The organism is Micromonospora sp. CNB394 (assembly GCF_000374985.1).
GTDB classification, from domain to species: Bacteria; Actinomycetota; Actinomycetes; order Mycobacteriales; family Micromonosporaceae; genus Micromonospora; species Micromonospora marina.
The window spans coordinates 152,123-168,736 of sequence record NZ_KB895833.1 but is presented as its reverse complement, the minus strand read 5'-3'; the positions used below and the strand labels follow the sequence as shown (position 1 = coordinate 168,736).

The window sequence follows — 16,614 nt, the reverse complement described above, 5'->3', positions numbered from 1 at the left end:
CGTCAACGCCTTCTGCTCGTTCGCGCGGCGTCCCCGTCGACGGGCATCCAAAGCCCGGTTTCCCTTACGGTCGAAGGCATCCACCCACCGCCACACCGTCTTGGGCGCCACCTGAAACGCCCTCGCCGCAGCGGCCTGACTCATCCCCGCCTTCACCGCCGCGACCACCCGGCGACGCAGATCCTCCTGCGCCGCCGGGGAAAGCGACCGCGTATCACGCACCATCACACCCATACATACCCAACGATAACGGCATATTTGGGTTACGGGTCAATAACAGTCACTCAGGGCGTCTCGGGCGACTCCCGGCCCGCGGGCGGGAGGTCGCCGGGCCCGCGCACCAGATAGACGCCGACCAGCAGCAGGTACGCCAGCAGGCTCAGCACCGGATCGACGAACACGATCGCGAACGCGATCAGGTACAGCAGCGGACCGACGCGGAACCGGCGCGCCACCGCCCGCGCCAGCCTCGGGTCCAGGCCCGGTTGCAGCAGCCCACGGCGGCGTGCCCACCACCAGCTCAGGTTGAAGAAAAGCGCCTCGCCGAGCACCACGCCCGCGTACAGCGCGGCGGTCAGCCGCTGGTCGCCGACGGTCCCGCGCAGGTTCTCCGCGAGCAGGTCGGCGGTGAACGGGATCGCCGCCACGAACATCAGCAGCAGCAGGTTCAGCACCAGCAGCATCTGGTCGACCCGGCGGACGTAACGCCACATGTTGTGGTGGGTCAGCCAGACCTGACCGACGATGGCGAAGGTGATCACGTACGCGAGGTAGGCGCGCCACTCGTGCAGCAGCGCGGCCGGCAGCCCGTCGTCCCGCGGGGTGTTCGGGCTGAACGACAGCAGCTCGACGGCCATCAGGGTGAGCACGATGGCGATCACCGCGTCGCTGAACGCCTCCACCCGGGAGGCGTCCCGCGCCATCTCGTTGCCGCGCCCGAACCGGTACGCCGGTTCCCTGTCCGCACCCGTCACGCCGCCCCCTCACGACCGATGGTCGCGTGCCGGGGGCGCGGACGCGGCGAATCCGTCAGATGGCCGCCTCCCCGGCCGGTGCCGGGGTCTCCGCGTCGGCGCGGTGCGCGCGGATCTTGTGCCCGACACTGGTCAGGCAGCGCCCGCTGGCCAGGTCGAACTTCCAGCCGTGCAGCTGGCAGGTGAGCTGGTCGCCGTCCACGATGCCGAACCGGCTGAGGTCCGCCTTCAGGTGCGGGCAGCGCCGCTGCACCACCCAGCCGTCGAGCGTGATGTCCTCGGCGTCGACCGCCCGCTCGTGCTCGTCGTACCAGCCCTCGGCGTACTGGAGGCGCTCCTCGGACAGGCACTTGAAGAAGGCGTAGACGAACTCGTTGTACTGGCCGATGCGGGCCGCGGAGAAACGGCAGGAGAGGAAGAGCGAGTTGACCCAGTCCACCTCGCCGATGTGCAGCAGGTGCTCGATCAGTGCCCGCTCGGTACGGAACCGGTAGCGGACCTTCTCGTCCGCGTACGGCCGGACCTCCTTACCCGGGAAGTCCACCACGATCGACTCGACCTCGGACCCGTCGTAGCCGACCAGGTCGAAGCGGACCGGCCCGCCGACGCCCTTGGCCAGGTAGATCGACTCGTCAAGCAGCGGCTCGATCCGGCGCTTCATCTCGCCGAGCACGTCGACCTCGGGGTGCCGCCATGACGCCTTCTCGGCCTCGATCACGCCGCGCTTGCGCTCCCGCATCTCCTCCAGGTGGGCGACCTTGTTCGCGAAGAACTCCTCCACCGGCTGAGGGTGGGTGGTGGTCGCGCCCTCGGTGGTGATCTCGGCGACGCTGCCCGGCAGCAGCACGATGCCGTTCGTGCCGCCGACCTTCGCGTACTCGGCCAGGAACACCGACTGGTCGGGGAAGATGTTGCCCTCGTCGCCGAAGATGTCGTTGAACTGCCACAGCTCGTCGTCGAGGAAGCACGGCGGGCCGGCGATCGGAAAGACGTGGTCGGCCTTCAGGTCGTCGATGTAGCGCCAGGTGCGGTCGAACTGCCGGTCCCGCTTCTGCTTGCCGAACGCGGTCTTCGCCGCCTGCGGCAGCTCGTAGACCATCGGGTACCAGATCGCGCCGGAGAACTGGAGCATGTGCGCGTGCACGTGGCCCAGCTCGGCGAACACGCTCAGGTCGGTCGGGCGGGCGTCGTTCTGGTTGAGCAGCCGGACGCCGTCGTACTCGACCCAGAGCGAGGAGTCTCCGATCGGGCCGTCGGTCGGGCTGGTCAGCGCCTGGATCATGATCTTCAGACCGCCGGGCAGCTCCACCACCTGCTCGTTCGGGGCCTTGAGGAACTTGGTGAAGCCCAGCCCCCGGAACTCGTCCTCCATCTCCGAGGTGGGGAACTCGGGCAGCAGGACGGTGGCGTCCTTCGACACGAAGTCACGCAGGTGCTTCGCGTCGAAGTGGTCCCGGTGCAGGTGCGACACGTACAGGTAGTCGACCTGACCGAGGGTCGCCCAGTCGAGCAGCGAGTTGTCCGGGAAGGGGAACCACGAGGCGAAGTAGGCGGGGTTGACCCACGGGTCGCACAGGATGCTGCCCGCGGGCGTGTCGATCCGCATGCTGGCATGCCCCGTACCGGTCACTCGCACCGCAGTCCTCCTCAAAAAGGCATCAAGGTGTACGTCAAGACGCTACCGGAGGCAGTGTGCTCGCCGTCCCGCGACGCCGGTAGTGGCCATCCGCCCCCACCGGTACGGGACCAACGACCCGGGCCGGGCGGGCCCGCCTGCTGTCGCCCGCCCGGGTCGTCCCCGGTGCTGGAGGCCGGACCCTGCGCCGGGCCCGGTTGGGGGCGTGCCAGACTGATCGGAGATCCGATCGCGAGGGAAGGACCGACAGTGGCAGGAGACGAGCCGGTAACCGCGCCAGATCAGCACAAGCCCGGACACCGCAAGTCCGGACGGATCGGTGCGGTGCTGTCGGCGCTGGCCTTGGTTCTGATGGCGTTCTGCGGGATCGAGGAGGGCCGGGTGGAGCACATCTGGCTGTTCGGGATCGCCGGGCTGCTGATCGCCATCGTCATCGGCGACGCCGTGCTGCGCCGCAACGGCCTGCGGTCCTGACGCGCGGCGCCCACGGTGGTGCGCGAAGGGCCCGTCCCCCGGCGAGGGGGCGGGCCCTTCGTCGTCTCGTGACCGGGGTCAGCGGCCGAGCAGGATGTCCTGCACGTCCTTGAGCGCGGCGTCGACCTCGGCCTCGAAGTAGCCGCCGGGCACCAGCCCGAAGCGCAGCGTGTCGAGTTCCTTCGGGTTGACCGGCATCGCGTTGCGCCCCTGCATGCCACCGAGCAGCGTCTCGAAGAACCGGTCGACCTGGTCCGGGTCGTACCCGCTGCCGAACCGGCGGACCTGGAAGCTGCGGCGGATCTGGTCGACCCGGTGCAGGTCGCTGCCGGGCGGGCCGGCCATCGGCGGCCCGACCATCGGCGGGCCGGCGGCCGGCGGGCCCACGAGGGGCGGGCCGGTCATCGAGGGGCCCGGGCCGTAGCCCTGGTCCGGCGGGCCGTAACCCGGGTCGGGCGGGCCGTAACCGGGTTCCGGCGCACCGTAGCCCTGCTGCGGCAGCGCCGGCGGACCGCCGGGGCCACGACCACGCAGCTCACGCTCGGGCATGCGGATCTCGGCGGTCATGTCGGCACGACCGCGCCGACCGGCCTCGAACCCGTCGAACCGCTCCTCCTGGCCGTACCCACCGGAGCCGCTGTCCGGCGGACCGTAGCCACCCGGGCCGCTGTCCGGCGGACCGTAGCCACCCGGGCCGCTGTCCGGCGGACCGTACCCACCGGGGCCGCCGTCCTGGCCGTAGCCGGCCGGGCCGGGCGGCAGGCCGCGCGGCGGCGGGCCGCCGTGCCCCATCGGTGCGCCCGGGCCCATCGGGCCGGGTCCACCCGGGCCGCGGGGACCGTCGTAGCCACCGCGCGGGCCGTCGTAGCCACCGGCGAACGCGCCGGTCGGCTCGTCGTAACGGTTGCCGTAGCGCTCGGCGGGCGGACCGGGCTGAGCGGACATCTGCCGGGGCGGCATCGGCGGCTGCGGGACCGGCGACATGCCCCGGTCGTCGCGCATCGGCGGGCCGAGCCGGTCGGCCATCCGGGGATCGCCACCGCGCCCGGCCGGTGCGCCACCGCGCTCCTCCAGCTCGGCGAGCTGCCGCTCGACCCGGTCGAGGTGCAGGTCGACCTGCCACTCGTCGTAGCCGTTGAACCGGACCCGGAAGACGACGTCGTGGACCTCCTGGGAGGCCACGGGCGCGCCGACCGGCTGGCCGTCGAGTGTCGCCTCGACCCGGTCCAGAAAGGCGTCGACCTCGTCGACCTTGTAGCCCCGGCGGAGCGCCTTACGCCGGAAACGCTGACCCTGACTCGCCACTATGTCTCCTGGTCTCGTACCGCTACGCCGTTGCCGCGCGTGAGTCGCCGTCCGTGTCCCCGGCGGCGGCGAGCTGCCCACAGGCCCCGTCGATCTCGCGTCCCCGGGTGTCGCGCACCGTTGTCGACACCCCGGCGTCGCGCAACCGCCGGACGAACTCCCGCTCGACCGGCTTCGGGCTGGCGTCCCAGCGGCTGCCCGGAGTCGGGTTGAGCGGGATCAGGTTCACGTGGGCCAGCTTGCCGGCCAGTAGCCGCCCGAGCAGATCGGCTCTCCACGGCTGGTCGTTCACGTCCTTGATCATCGCGTATTCGATGGACACGCGACGCCCCGTCGTGGCCGCGTAGTCCCACGCCGCGTCCAGCACCTCGGACACCTTCCAGCGCTGGTTGACCGGGACGAGTTCGTCGCGCAGCTCATCATCGGGGGCATGCAGCGACAACGCAAGGGTCACCGAGAGGTCTTCGCTGGCCAGTCGGCGGATCGCCGGCACCAGACCGACAGTCGAGACGGTGATGTGCCGCTGCGACAGGCCCAGCCCCTCCGGCGCCGGTGCCACCAGCCGGCGGATCGCCGCCACCACCCGCGAGTAGTTGGCGAGCGGCTCGCCCATGCCCATGAACACCACGTGCGACAGCCGCGGCGGCGAACCGGCCACCGCACCGGAGGCGGCCACCCCGGCCAGGTAGACCGCCTGGTCGACGATCTCGGCGGTGGACAGGTTGCGGGTCAGCCCGGCCTGGCCGGTGGCGCAGAACGGGCAGGCCATACCGCACCCGGCCTGGCTGGAGATGCAGACTGTCACCCGGTCCGGGTAGCCCATCAGCACGCTCTCCACCAGCGAGCCGTCGTGCAGCCGCCAGAGCGCCTTGCGGGTAGCGCCGTCGTCGCAGGCCAGCTCGCGGACCGGGGTCAGCAGCGTGGGCAGCAGCTCGCCCGCCAGCCGCTCCCGGGCCGCCGCCGGCAGGTCGGTCATCCGCTCCGGGTCGCGCACCAGCCGGCCGAAGTAGTGGTTGGAGACCTGCTTGGCGCGGAACGCCGGCTCACCCAACTCGGTGACGAGCGCCTGCCGGCCCGGCAGGTCCAGGTCGGCGAGGTGGCGGGGAGGCATCGCGGGACGGCGACCGCGGGCGTCGGGGTCTACGGAGATCAGCGGGAGACTCGTCATGGCGCGTCCAGTCTGACACGCGCCCGCCCGGACGCACCCGTCCGTACGTGTCGAATCGCCCCCGGCCACCCGGCCCGCAGCAGGTCGCCGCCGTGACGCATACCTCAGCTCACCACCGGGACGAACACTGCGAGCAACAGGTACGCCACCGGCACGGCGAACAGGATCGAGTCGAGCCGGTCCATCAGGCCGCCGTGCCCGGGCAGCAGGTTGCTCATGTCCTTGACGCCGAGATCCCGCTTGATCATCGACTCGGCGAGGTCACCGAGCACCGCCGAGACCGAGATCGCCATTCCGAACAGCGCCCCCCACCAGGGTGCCACGTCGAACAGCGCCCACAGCAGCGCCGCGCTGCCCGCCGCCGCGGCCGTCACCGAGCCGGCGAAGCCCTCCCAGGACTTCTTCGGGCTGATCGTGGGTGCCATCGAATGCTTGCCGAACGACACGCCCGCGGCGTATCCGCCGGTGTCGGAGAGCACCACCGCCGCCAGCGTCACCAGCACCCGCAGGTGCCCGTCGTCGGGCGCCGCCGCGAGCATGGCCGCGAACCCGGCGAGGAACGGCACGTACACCGCGATCAGGGTGGCCGCGGTCAGATCGCGCTGGTAGTTGCCGGGCCCGTCGCCCAGCCGCCAGATCATCGTGCCCAGCACCGTGACCAGCAGCCCGAGGCAGAGCGCGTCGGGGCCCGCGTACCAGCCCAGGCCCACGGTGAGCACGCCACCGGCGACCAGCGGCGCCAGCGGCGGGTGGGCGCCGCTGCGGCGTACCGCGCGGGCCATCTCCCAGATGCCGATCCCGACGGCGGTCGCCAGCACGGCGAGGAACGCCGGCCTGAAGAAGAACAGCGGCACCACGACCGCCGCGCCGAGGGCCACCCCGACGCCGATCGCGGCCGGCAGGTTGCGCCCCGCCCGGGACGCCTTCGGCGCGGTGGTCGGCGGACGCTCGGCGCTCGCCCGTCGCCGTCCCGGCCCGCGGCGGCCGGCCGACGGCTCGGGTGCGGACGCCGGCGCGGGCTCGTCGCGTACCACCGGGATCTGGTCGGTGGGCTCGTCCCGCACCGGCGCGATCTGCGCGGTCGGGTACTCGTCGTCGCGGGCCGGCTCACCCCACGGGCCACGGTGCTCCGGCCCGTCCGGCCGGCCACGGTCGCCGGCCGGCGGGCCGTCGTACCGGCCCGGCCCGTCGTGGTGCCGCGAGGTCGTCGGGTACGGACCGGCGTACGTGTCGGGGCCGGCGTACGTGTCCGGGCCGGCGTACGTGTCCGGGCCGGCGCCGGGACGCGCGTAGGTGTCCGGCGCGGCGGGGTGGGTGTGCGCGGCCGGGCCGGGACGCCACGGGCCGGGCTCCAGGTCGGTGTCCGGCCAGGGCAGGGCCGGGGCGGCCGGGCGGTCCCAGCCACGCGACTCGGTGTTGCCGTAGGGGTCGGGGTGGGACATCACGCACCGGCAGCCGGTACGAGAGCCACCACATGACGCAAGACCAAGACCATCCCCTACCGGCGTGAGACTTCCTGTTTACCGACCGACGGCCGGGCGACTCCCGCCGTTCACCCCGTGGTGGTCGGGAATCGTGCCGAGCCTACTGCACCCGCCGCAGCGCCGAAGGTGTGCGCCGCCGGGCACGACGACGGCACCGGGCCGCCGCCCGGGCGGGCGACGGCGGCGCGGTGCCGTGCGAGGTACGTGCGTGCTCAGACCTCGAGCAGCTCGCTCTCCTTGTGCTTGACCAGCTCGTCGACACCTGCGACGAAGCGCTGGGTCAGGTCGTCCAGCTCCTTCTCCGCGCGCCGGCCCTCGTCCTCGCCGACCTCGCCGTCCTTGACCAGGCGGTCCAGCTCCTCCTTGGCCTTGCGGCGGATGTTGCGGACGGCGACCTTGGCCTCCTCGCCCTTCTGCCGGGCGACCTTGATCATGTCGCGGCGCCGCTCCTCGGTCATCTGCGGCAGGACGATACGGAGCTGGTTGCCCTCGTTGTTCGGGTTGGCCCCGAGGTCCGAGTCACGGATCGCCTTCTCCATGGCGCCCAGCTGCGAGTTGTCGTACGGCTTGATGATCACCATGCGCGGCTCGGGCACCGCGATGGACGCCATCTGCGGCAGCGGGGTCGGGCTGCCGTAGTAGTCGATGACGATCCGGGAGAACATGGCGGCGTTGGCGCGTCCGGTACGGATGCCGCCGAACTCCTCCTTGGCGTGCTCGATGGCACGCTCCATCTTCTCCTCCGCCTCGAGGAGGGTGTCGTCGATCACCGGTCTCCTCGCCTCCTTCTGTCGCTCGTCGTGTGTGGTGCGGGTGCTGCCGTGGCAGAGGGACCGCTGCCGGGCCGGCGGGCCGGTCAGGCGGTGATCAGGGTGCCGATCTTCTCGCCCCCGACGGCCCGGACGATGGTGTCGTCGCCCTGGGCGCCGAAGACCAGCATCGGCAGGCCGTTCTCCATGCAGAGGCTGAACGCGGCGGCGTCGGCCACCCGCAGGTTACGGCGCAGCACCTCGGAGAAGGTGATCGAGTCGAGCTTGCTCGCGGTCGGGTCGATCCGGGGGTCGGCGGTGTAGACCGCGTCCACGCCGTTCTTGCTCATCAGCACCACGTCCGCGCGGATCTCCAGCGCCCGCTGGGCGGCCACCGTGTCGGTGGAGAAGTACGGCATGCCGGCGCCCGCGCCGAAGATGACCACGCGGCCCTTCTCCAGGTGGCGGATCGCCCGCAGCGGGATGTACGGCTCGGCGACCTGGGCCATCGTGATCGCGCTCTGCACCCGGGTCTCGATGCCCTCCTTCTCCAGGAAGTCCTGGAGGGCCAGGCAGTTCATGACCGTGCCGAGCATGCCCATGTAGTCGGCGCGGGCGCGGTCCATGCCGCGCTTCTGCAGCTCGGCGCCGCGGAAGAAGTTGCCGCCGCCGACCACCACGGACACCTGAACGCCGCGGCGTACCACGGTGGCGATCTGGCGGGCGATGCCCTGCACGACGTCGGGGTCCACGCCGATCGCGCCGCCGCCGAAGACCTCACCGGAGAGCTTCAGCACCACCCGGCGGGACCGACCGGGCGGAGGGGCGGTCGGATCGTCCGCCGCCAGGCTCCGGTCACTCACAACCTGCGTCATCCGCCCCGCCCCTTCTCCCCGCGCATCGCGCGAGCGTCGCGTACGTGCCCCTGCCGACCCTATGCGACGAGGAGGCCGCGGTGCCTGTCGCGTACACCGGCGGCCTCCTCGTCGACGTTCTCCCCTGTGCCCGGGCCGGACGGCCCGGTGCGGCGGCTCAGGCCTGGCCGACCTCGAACCGCAGGAAGCGGGTCACCTCGATGCCGGCGTCGGCCAGCACCTGCTTGACGGTCTTCTTGTTGTCGGCGACCGACGCCTGCTCCAGCAGGACGAAGTCCTTGAAGAAGGCGTTGACCCGGCCCTCGACGATCTTCGGCAGCGCCGCCTCGGGCTTGTTCTCCTCGCGGGCGGTCTGCTCGGCGATGCGCCGCTCGGACTCGACGGTCTCGGCCGGCACCTCGTCACGGGTGAGGTACTTCGGCCGCATCGCGGCGATCTGCATGGCCACGGCGCGAGCGTCGGCGTCAGCGGCCTCGTCCGTCTTGCCGGCGAACTCGACCAGCACGCCGACCGCCGGGGGCAGGTCCTGGCTCTTGCGGTGCATGTAGACGGCGGTGGTGCCGTCCAGCTTGGCGAAGCGGTTGAGCACCAGCTTCTCGCCGATCTTGGCGGACTGCTCCTGGATCAGGTCGGCCACGCTCTTGCCGTCGATGCTGCTGGCGAGCAGCTCCTCGGCGTTGGTGGCGCCGCTGGCCACGCCGTGCTCGACGAGCTGCTGGGCCAGCGCGATGAAGGCGTCGTTCTTGGCGACGAAGTCGGTCTCGCAGTTGAGCTCGAGCAGCGCCTGGCCGGAGTGGGCGATCAGGCCGTTGGCGGCGGTGCGCCCGGCCCGCTTGCCGACGTCCTTGGCACCCTTGACGCGCAGGATCTCGACGGCCTTGTCGAAGTCGCCCTCGGCCTCGGTCAGCGCCTTCTTGGAGTCCATCATGCCGGCGCCGGTGAGGTCGCGGAGCTTCTTGACGTCCGCGGCGGTGAAGTTGGACATGACTCTCTCTTCGGTGTCAGTGAGGTGGTCTGGGGTGCTGGTTACCCGGTTCCGGGCCGGTTCTGCCCGGCGTACCCGTCGCGCCCCACCGCCGGGAACCCGGACGGTGGGGACGCGACGGCGAGATCACTCCGCGGAGGCGGTCGCCGGCTGCTCGGCGGCCGGCGCGGCCTGCTCGGCGGCGGCGGGCTGCTCGTCGGCCTTCTTCGGCTCCTCGAGCAGCTCGCGCTCCCACTCGGCCAGCGGCTCGTCGGCGGCGACCTGACCGGCCTCGGGCTTCTCGTCCGCGCCCCGGTTACGGCCGGAACGGGCGATCAGACCGTCGGCGACGGCGGCGGCGACGACCTTGGTCAGCAGCTCGGCCGAGCGGATGGCGTCGTCGTTGCCCGGGATCGGGAAGTCGACCTCGTCCGGGTCGCAGTTGGTGTCGAGCACCGCGATCACCGGGATGCCCAGCTTGCGGGCCTCGTCGACGGCGATGTGCTCCTTCTTGGTGTCGACGATCCACACCGCGGCCGGGAGCTTCTGCATGTCCCGCAGACCACCGAGGGTCTTGGTGAGCTTGATCTTCTCGCGGGAGAGCTGGAGCGTCTCCTTCTTGGTGTAACCGGCGGCGGTGCCGCTCAGGTCACCCAGGGCCTCCAGCTCCTTCATCCGCTGCAGCCGCTTGTACACGGTCTGGAAGTTGGTCAGCATGCCACCGAGCCAGCGGTGGTTCACGTACGGCTGGCCGACCCGGGTCGCCTGCTCGGCGATGGCTTCCTGGGCCTGCTTCTTGGTGCCGACGAACAGGATGCTGCCGCCACCGGCGACGGTGGTGCGGACGAACTCGTACGCCTTCTCGATGTAGTCGAGCGTCTGGCGCAGGTCGATGATGTAGATACCGTTGCGCTCGGTGAAGATGAAGCGCTTCATCTTCGGGTTCCAGCGCCGGGTCTGGTGCCCGAAGTGCACACCGCTTTCCAGCAGCTGACGCATGGTCACGACGGCCATGGTGGGTTACTCCTACGTTGTCCCTGGTTGTCCGTCCGGCCGGCGGCCAGACGCCTGGCGCCCGGTCGCCGGCCAGGGTGGGCCCGGTGATCAGACCGGGACCAGGGAGGCCGTCGCCCCACGGACAAAACCGTGGAGAGGGCACGCGAGGTCGACCGCACGAGGCGGTCGCCAGTCGACCAGTGTACGCGCCCTCTCCGCCGCCCGGCCCCCGGGTGCGGGAGGCCGGCTTGATCGATCCTTGATCGACACCGGTACGGCGAAGTGGCGGTGTCAACCTGTCGGTGATACCGCCACTTCGCGGTAGATGGGCGTTTCCCCGCTCAGCCCGCCGCGAGGGCGGCGGCGAGGAAGAGGACCAGCCCGACGGTCAGGTACGCCGTCGGCGGGCGCAGCCAGCCCCGGCTGCCGTCGGCGAGCGCCAGCCCGCCGGTACGCAGCCCGTACAGGCCGGTGCCGAAGATCGGCAGCCCGACCACCAGGAAGACGCCCACCACCACGTGCGACGTCGACACCGGATCACCGAACAGGCCGTGCAGCAACACCCGTACCGCCGGCACCTCCAGCACCAACACCATCACCGCCAGCAGCACCGCTAGCGCGGGGCGCCGGGTCCGGTAGACGCCGTCACCGGGCGGCGGTCCGTCCGGTCGGGGCATGAGTGCCGGCATCGGGCCGGTCGGCATCTCCAGCGGGTTCGGGGCCGCCGCCGGCTGGGCCGGGCCGCCCGGACGCTCGCCGATCCGCAGCGCGGTGGCCTCGCCGGGGTTCAGCCGCGCCGCGGCGACTGGGTCCACCCCGCCGTCGGCGCCAGGCGCCGGGTACCCACCGATCGGGCTGAGCCGGGGCTTGTCGACGCCGCCGGCAGCGCTGCGGGCGTCCACGCCGGGGCCGCCGGCCGGGTCGCTGCCGTGGGCGATGAGGCCGTACGGGTCCGCACCGGCCGAGGCGGCGCCGGTCAGGGGGGCGGCCCCGGGCGTACCGAGCGAACTCGACAGCGGGTTCCCGTGCGCGGCGGTGCCGAGCGCGTCGACGCCGCTGCGGGACACCGCGCCGAGCGGATCGGCCGACGACTCCCGCGCCGCGCGACGGCCGGCGCGGGACCCCGGCAGCTCACCGGAGACCTCCGGGTCGTCCGGTCGCTGCGAACGCCAGCCGCTCGTGTCGTCCACCAGCGGATCGGCGGCGGAGTACCGGCCCGGCTCGGCGTACCGGTTCTCACCGGCGCGCTGCTCGGGCGTGCGGTAGTCGTCGTCGCGGTAGCGGGCCTCGCCCGCCGCGCGCCAGTCCGACTCGTATCTGCGGTCGCCCCACCGCGAACCCTGCTCATCCTCGGAGTAGCTCCGTCGTCCGTCCACGACCGGCACGGTATGCGACCGGCTCCAGCCGCGCCATTCGGGTCACCCGAGGGTCGGCCCAGGTCAGCGCCGACATCACCGGGTCGCCGACAGGACACGTTCAGTAGCCGCGCCAGGTCGCTGCCGCCCGGCGCCCCAGCGACGCGGATCCGGGATACCTTACTCCCGCTCACCGCACGAGAACGGGGAACGACGATGATGGCACGAACCGCTGCGAGCCTGCTGCTAGCGGCCACGGCACTGATCCTGACCTCCGGGTGCGCGCCGGAACCCGCGCCGCCGCCGGGGTCCGCCACCACACCGGTGGGCGCGCCGTTGCCGGTCGTGCGCACACTCCGGACGCCGGACACGCTGCTCGGCCTCACCAAGAACATGGATCGCGTGGCCATCGAATCGGCCAAGCGGCACCTCGACACACTGAAGCGTGAGGTCGCCCCGGCCACGAGTGCCGCCGGCTGGGCGTACGGCGGGCACGGGCCGGACGCCGACATGGTGTTCGTCACGGGAGTGTCCGGCACGGTCATCGACCAGCAAGGGCTGGTCGAGCGCGCACTGAACCCGTACCGCGTCGGCGCCCGGGAACAGGTCGATGCAGGCCCGCTGGGCGGTACGGCCCGCTGCGGCCAGGGGCGGACCGAAATGGAGAGCTACCTCGTCGTCTGCGCCTGGGCCGACACCCAGACCCTGGGCATCGTCGCCTTCCTCTCGTCCCGCCCGATCGGCGACCGGACGGCGCAGTTCCTCGAAGTACGCGAGGCGATGACCGAGACCGCCGGATGAACGGCATGCAGTAGCACAGTGGACGGGTGATCGTGAGCCCGTCCACAGGCGGCACCTTGTCTACAGGACGGCCCCTCGCAGCGCCCCCGCTCGTGGCCGCCGGTCGCATCCTGGCCGGCATGACGAACCGGAACCGAGCCGTCGGCGCGTACGGCGAGCGGTGCGCGCTGCGGCACCTGATCGAGACGGGCCTGCGCCCGGTCGCCCGCAACTGGCGCTGCCCAGACGGCGAGATCGACATCATCGCCTGGGAGGGCCCGGTCCTCGCCGTCTGCGAGGTCAAGACCCGCCGTGGCGAGCAGTTCGGCTCCCCCGCCGAGGCGGTCGTACCGGCCAAGGCCCGCCGGTTGCGCGGCCTGGCCGCGCGCTGGCTCGCCGAGACCGGCACCACCGCGGACGAGGTCCGCTTCGACGTGCTCTCCGTCCGGCTCCCTGTCACTGGCCCCGCCCGCGTCGAGCACCTCCGCGGCGCGTTCTGACATGGGGTACGCGAAGGTGCTGAGCGTCGGCCTGGCCGGTGTCGCCGGGCATCTCGTCGAGGTCGAGGCCGACCTGGCTCCCGGGCTGCCCGCCGTGATCATCTCCGGCCTGCCGGACACCGCGCTGCACGAGGCGCGCGACCGGGTCCGCGCCGCGATCGTCAACTCCGGCCAGAAATGGCCCAACCGGCGCATCACGCTCAACCTGCTCCCCGCCACCCTGCCCAAGTACGGCTCGGCGTTCGACCTCGCGATCGCGCTCGCCGTCCTGGCCGGCTCGGGTGAGCTGCCACCGGTCGCCCTGGACGCCACTGTCGTGCTCGGCGAACTCGGCCTCGACGGCACCGTACGCCCCGTCCGCGGCACGCTGCCCATGGTCGCCGCCGCCGCCCGCGCCGGGCACACCCGCGTCGTCGTGCCCGCCGGCAACGCCGCCGAGGCGGCGGTCATCCCGGGCGTACGCGTGCACGCGGTCGACACCCTGCACCGGCTCGTCGCCCACGTCCGCGACGGGAGCCCGCTGCTCGCCCCGCCCGCCCACGTCCCCGCCGGCGGCCCGGCCGGGCCCGACCTGGTCGACGTGGCCGGGCAGCCGCTCGGGCGGCGCGCCCTGGAGATCGCCGCCGCCGGGGGCCATCACCTCGCGCTGCTCGGCCCGCCCGGCGCCGGCAAGACCATGCTCGCCGAGCGACTGCCGTCGATCCTGCCCGAGCTGGACGACGAGGCAGCACTGGAGGTCACCGGGCTGCACTCGATCGCCGGCCTACTGCCACCCGGCGGCGGGCTGCTGCGCCGGCCCCCGTTCCAGGCGCCGCACCACTCGGCCACGGTGCCCGCGCTCGTCGGAGGCGGCTCCGGGCTGGCCCGGCCCGGCGCGGTGTCGCTCGCTCATCGCGGGGTGCTGTTCCTGGACGAGGCCCCCGAGTTCGGCAAGGGCGCGCTGGAGGCGTTGCGGCAGCCGCTGGAGAGCGGCCGGGTGCGGGTGGCGCGTACCCGAGGCGCCACCGAGTACCCGGCCCGTACCCAACTGGTGCTGGCGGCCAATCCCTGCCCGTGTGCGAAACCCTCCGGTGACGTCGACTGCGAGTGCCCGCCGCTGGCCCGGCGGCGCTACCTGGGGCGGTTGTCGGGCCCGCTGCTCGACCGGGTCGACGTGCAGGTTCAGCTGACGGCGGTCCGCGCGGCGGAGCTGCTGAACACCAGCGCCGCGCCGGAGTCCTCGGCCACCGTCGCCGCCCGGGTCGTCGCCGCGCGGCACGCCGCCGCCGAGCGCTGGGCGGCCACCGGGCACCGGGTGAACGCCGACGTCCCCGGTCCGTACCTGCGCCGGCCGCCGTGGCACCTGCCCGCCCGGGTCACCACGGATCTGCGCCGCCGGCTCGACACCGGTTCGCTGTCCGCGCGCGGCTACGACCGCGTACTCCGTCTCGCCTGGACGATCGCGGACCTGGACGGGCGGGACCGGCCGGGCCACGACGACGTCGCGGAGGCCGTCCAGCTCCGGACCGGGGAGGTCGCGTGAGCGCCGACGACCGCCGGCTGGCGCGGGTCGCGCTCACCTGGCTCGCCGAGCCCGGCACCCGGTCGGTGTACGCGCTGGTCGAGCGGATCGGCCCGGTCGCCGCACTCGACCTGCTGCTGTCCGGCGAGGCGCCGGAACGGGCACTGCGGGCGGCAGTCGCGGCGCGCGGCGTCTCCGGTGACGCCCGGGCGGTCGCCGCGGCGGCGCTGGCCCACGGCGAACGGCTCGGCGCCCGGCTGGTCACCCCGGAAGACGACGAGTGGCCGGCCCAGGTCCGCGACCTGCGCCGGCTGGCGCTGTCCGGCGCCACCCGGCGGGTCGACGTGGAGACCGACCCTCCGCTCTGCTTCTGGGTACGCGGGGCGTGGCCGCTCGGTGAGGCGCTGGCGCGCTCGGTGGCGGTGGTCGGCGCCCGCGCGGCCACCCCCTACGGCGCGCACGTCGCCACCGAACTGGGCTACGGCCTCGCCGACCGGGAGTGGACGGTGGTGTCCGGTGGGGCGTTCGGCATCGACGCCGCCGCGCATCGCGGGGCGCTGACAGCGGGCGGACGGACCGTCGCCGTGCTCGCCTGCGGGGTGGACCGCCCGTACCCGATGGGCAACGCCGCCCTGTTCGACCGGATCGCCGAGACCGGCCTGCTGGTGAGCGAGTGGATTCCGGGCGCGGAGCCGCTGCGGCCGCGGTTCCTCATCCGCAACCGGGTGATCGCGGCGGCGACGAGCGGCACGGTCCTCGTCGAGGCCGCCGCACGCAGCGGCGCCACCCAGACGCTCAACCGGGCGCTCGGCCTGCACCGCCCGGCGATGGTGGTGCCCGGGCCGGTGACCTCCGCGATGTCCGTCGGCGGGCACGAGGTGCTGCGGGACCGGCCGGAGGCCCGGCTGGTCACCAGCGTCGCGCACGTGCTGGAGGAGGTGGGCCGGATCGGGTACGACCTGGCCCCGCCCGCCCGGGCACCCGAGCGCCCCCGGGACCGGCTCGACGAGGAGGCCACCCAGGTGCTGGAGGCGCTGCCGCGCCGCCGGACGCTCGACCTGGAGAGCGTCGCGGCGCGGGCGGGAGTGGACCTGCGTACCGCCATGCGCAAGCTGTCCATGCTGGAGGAACTGGCGATGGTGGTACGCCGCGACGGCGGTTACGCGCTCGCGCCGCCACCGGCCGACCGGACGTGAGCCCGTGTCAGTCGCCCTCGAACCGGATCTCGGCGTCGCGGCGGTCCGCGCATCGGCGGACGAGCCGGGCCAGCCGGAGGACGTGGTCGACCTCGGCCGGCGTCCGGGCCACCTCGGCCAGGCACCGCAGCTCGGCGAGCAGTTGCGGCATCCGCCCGGCCTCCACGGCCAGCTCGCCGAGCGGGTCGACGCGGTCCAGCATCGGGGTCCGGCCACCGCCGCGGACCCGCTTGAGCAGGTCGGGCAGCACGTCCTGCGGGTCCGCCACGGCCTCGATCGAGGCGTACGCGGGGCGGCGACGACCGGTGCCCGCCGATATCTGCCGGTAGAGGACGGCGTCCACTCCCACTCTCGGTCCTCCTCGAACCGGCGTCACCGTCACGGGAACGCGTTCGCCTGATCGCGGCCGGATCGACCTCCGTCGGGGCTGGCTCGGCCGCGCTGCCTGCCGGTCGCCGCACCGCACCGCACCGCACCGCACCGCAAGCGTGCCGCAGCACGAGTTTCCCCTGTCCAGACCCGCTTCTGCCACCCCGCTCAGCGCGTCGCCGCGTATCCGACGCCGGAAGGAGGCGGGCGACATGGCGGACGGCACATCCCACGGACGACGGCCGACCCGCCGCGAAGGCGGGCGCGACAGCCGGGCGGTACGGCGTA

Annotated in this window: 17 protein-coding genes; 5 read left to right on the top strand and 12 right to left on the bottom strand. The window is 73.0% G+C overall.

The window, feature by feature from the left end:
* The 3 genes from C569_RS32320 to C569_RS0113750 form a co-directional block, all read right to left on the bottom strand.
* The coding region (locus C569_RS32320) for a helix-turn-helix domain-containing protein (RefSeq protein ID WP_155945538.1) at nt 1-234 on the bottom strand (234 nt) is incomplete at its 3' end.
* 50 nt (nt 235-284) lie between these two features.
* Nucleotides 285-923, bottom strand: a complete 639-nt coding sequence (locus C569_RS0113755) for a TMEM175 family protein (protein ID WP_026268117.1) — start codon at nt 921-923, stop codon at nt 285-287.
* A 106-nt stretch (nt 924-1,029) separates the two neighbouring features.
* Entirely contained in the window at nt 1,030-2,610 is a 1,581-nt protein-coding gene (locus C569_RS0113750; RefSeq protein ID WP_026268116.1) for a Rieske 2Fe-2S domain-containing protein, read from the bottom strand.
* Between the two features lie 249 nt (nt 2,611-2,859).
* Between C569_RS0113750 and C569_RS32315 the strand changes: the two genes are divergently transcribed.
* On the top strand, nt 2,860-3,084 hold the full coding sequence (locus C569_RS32315; RefSeq protein ID WP_081635946.1) for a hypothetical protein: 225 nt from the start codon (nt 2,860-2,862) through the stop codon (nt 3,082-3,084).
* A gap of 78 nt (nt 3,085-3,162) precedes the next feature.
* On the opposite strand, the gene C569_RS0113740 is transcribed toward C569_RS32315, so the two are convergent.
* The 8 genes from C569_RS0113740 to C569_RS0113705 all read right to left on the bottom strand — a co-directional run bounded on the left by C569_RS0113740 (nt 3,163) and on the right by C569_RS0113705 (nt 12,001).
* On the bottom strand, nt 3,163-4,389 hold the full coding sequence (locus C569_RS0113740; RefSeq protein WP_018786353.1) for a DivIVA domain-containing protein: 1,227 nt from the start codon (nt 4,387-4,389) through the stop codon (nt 3,163-3,165).
* 22 nt (nt 4,390-4,411) lie between these two features.
* Nucleotides 4,412-5,557, bottom strand: coding sequence for a 23S rRNA (adenine(2503)-C(2))-methyltransferase RlmN (gene rlmN, locus C569_RS0113735; RefSeq protein WP_026268115.1), 1,146 nt, complete (start codon nt 5,555-5,557; stop codon nt 4,412-4,414).
* Between the two features lie 104 nt (nt 5,558-5,661).
* Nucleotides 5,662-6,999 carry a phosphatidate cytidylyltransferase gene (locus C569_RS0113730; protein ID WP_018786351.1) on the bottom strand — a complete coding sequence of 446 codons (1,338 nt, stop codon included), beginning with the start codon at nt 6,997-6,999 and terminating at the stop codon, nt 5,662-5,664.
* 254 nt (nt 7,000-7,253) lie between these two features.
* Complete coding sequence (gene frr / locus C569_RS0113725; protein WP_013284608.1) at nt 7,254-7,811, bottom strand: ribosome recycling factor; 558 nt, start codon at nt 7,809-7,811, stop codon at nt 7,254-7,256.
* 86 nt (nt 7,812-7,897) lie between these two features.
* Nucleotides 7,898-8,665: a UMP kinase gene (pyrH, locus tag C569_RS0113720; protein WP_036345766.1), complete on the bottom strand. Its 768-nt coding sequence runs from the start codon at nt 8,663-8,665 to the stop codon at nt 7,898-7,900.
* A 157-nt stretch (nt 8,666-8,822) separates the two neighbouring features.
* The gene (gene tsf, locus C569_RS0113715; RefSeq protein ID WP_018786349.1) at nt 8,823-9,650 is read right to left on the bottom strand and encodes a translation elongation factor Ts; all 828 of its coding nucleotides are present in this window, start codon (nt 9,648-9,650) and stop codon (nt 8,823-8,825) included.
* Nucleotides 9,651-9,776: 126 nt separating this feature from the next.
* A complete protein-coding gene (gene rpsB / locus C569_RS0113710; RefSeq protein WP_018786348.1) occupies nt 9,777-10,643 on the bottom strand; it encodes a 30S ribosomal protein S2 in 867 nt (288 codons plus the stop codon).
* 323 nt (nt 10,644-10,966) lie between these two features.
* Nucleotides 10,967-12,001 carry a hypothetical protein gene (locus C569_RS0113705; RefSeq protein ID WP_231394786.1) on the bottom strand — a complete coding sequence of 345 codons (1,035 nt, stop codon included), beginning with the start codon at nt 11,999-12,001 and terminating at the stop codon, nt 10,967-10,969.
* A 198-nt stretch (nt 12,002-12,199) separates the two neighbouring features.
* Between C569_RS0113705 and C569_RS0113700 the strand changes: the two genes are divergently transcribed.
* From C569_RS0113700 to C569_RS0113685, 4 genes are all read left to right on the top strand, one after another.
* On the top strand, nt 12,200-12,781 hold the full coding sequence (locus tag C569_RS0113700; RefSeq protein WP_018786347.1) for a hypothetical protein: 582 nt from the start codon (nt 12,200-12,202) through the stop codon (nt 12,779-12,781).
* A gap of 119 nt (nt 12,782-12,900) precedes the next feature.
* Nucleotides 12,901-13,260: a YraN family protein gene (locus C569_RS0113695; RefSeq protein ID WP_026268113.1), complete on the top strand. Its 360-nt coding sequence runs from the start codon at nt 12,901-12,903 to the stop codon at nt 13,258-13,260.
* A 1-nt stretch (nt 13,261) separates the two neighbouring features.
* The gene (locus C569_RS0113690) at nt 13,262-14,782 is read left to right on the top strand and encodes a YifB family Mg chelatase-like AAA ATPase (protein WP_018786345.1); all 1,521 of its coding nucleotides are present in this window, start codon (nt 13,262-13,264) and stop codon (nt 14,780-14,782) included.
* A complete protein-coding gene (locus C569_RS0113685) occupies nt 14,779-15,957 on the top strand; it encodes a DNA-processing protein DprA (protein ID WP_018786344.1) in 1,179 nt (392 codons plus the stop codon). Before C569_RS0113690 ends, C569_RS0113685 begins: the two co-directional genes overlap by 4 nt.
* Before the next feature lie 7 nt (nt 15,958-15,964).
* Here C569_RS0113685 and C569_RS0113680 read toward each other — a convergent pair whose 3' ends face one another.
* Nucleotides 15,965-16,306 carry a hypothetical protein gene (locus C569_RS0113680; RefSeq protein WP_026268112.1) on the bottom strand — a complete coding sequence of 114 codons (342 nt, stop codon included), beginning with the start codon at nt 16,304-16,306 and terminating at the stop codon, nt 15,965-15,967.
* Nucleotides 16,307-16,614 lie beyond the last annotated feature (308 nt).

Bases quoted from the DNA above. Each gene is read 5' to 3' on its own strand.
- C569_RS0113755 (WP_026268117.1), bottom strand. From the start codon at position 923: ATGGCGCGGGACGCCTCCCGGGTGGAGGCGTTCAGCGACGCGGTGATC.
- rlmN (WP_026268115.1), bottom strand. From the start codon at position 5,557: ATGACGAGTCTCCCGCTGATCTCCGTAGACCCCGACGCCCGCGGTCGC.
- C569_RS0113730 (WP_018786351.1), bottom strand. From the start codon at position 6,999: ATGTCCCACCCCGACCCCTACGGCAACACCGAGTCGCGTGGCTGGGAC.
- pyrH (WP_036345766.1), bottom strand. From the start codon at position 8,665: ATGACGCAGGTTGTGAGTGACCGGAGCCTGGCGGCGGACGATCCGACC.
- tsf (WP_018786349.1), bottom strand. From the start codon at position 9,650: ATGTCCAACTTCACCGCCGCGGACGTCAAGAAGCTCCGCGACCTCACC.
- rpsB (WP_018786348.1), bottom strand. From the start codon at position 10,643: ATGGCCGTCGTGACCATGCGTCAGCTGCTGGAAAGCGGTGTGCACTTC.
- C569_RS0113700 (WP_018786347.1), top strand. From the start codon at position 12,200: ATGGCACGAACCGCTGCGAGCCTGCTGCTAGCGGCCACGGCACTGATC.
- C569_RS0113695 (WP_026268113.1), top strand. From the start codon at position 12,901: ATGACGAACCGGAACCGAGCCGTCGGCGCGTACGGCGAGCGGTGCGCG.
- C569_RS0113690 (WP_018786345.1), top strand. From the start codon at position 13,262: ATGGGGTACGCGAAGGTGCTGAGCGTCGGCCTGGCCGGTGTCGCCGGG.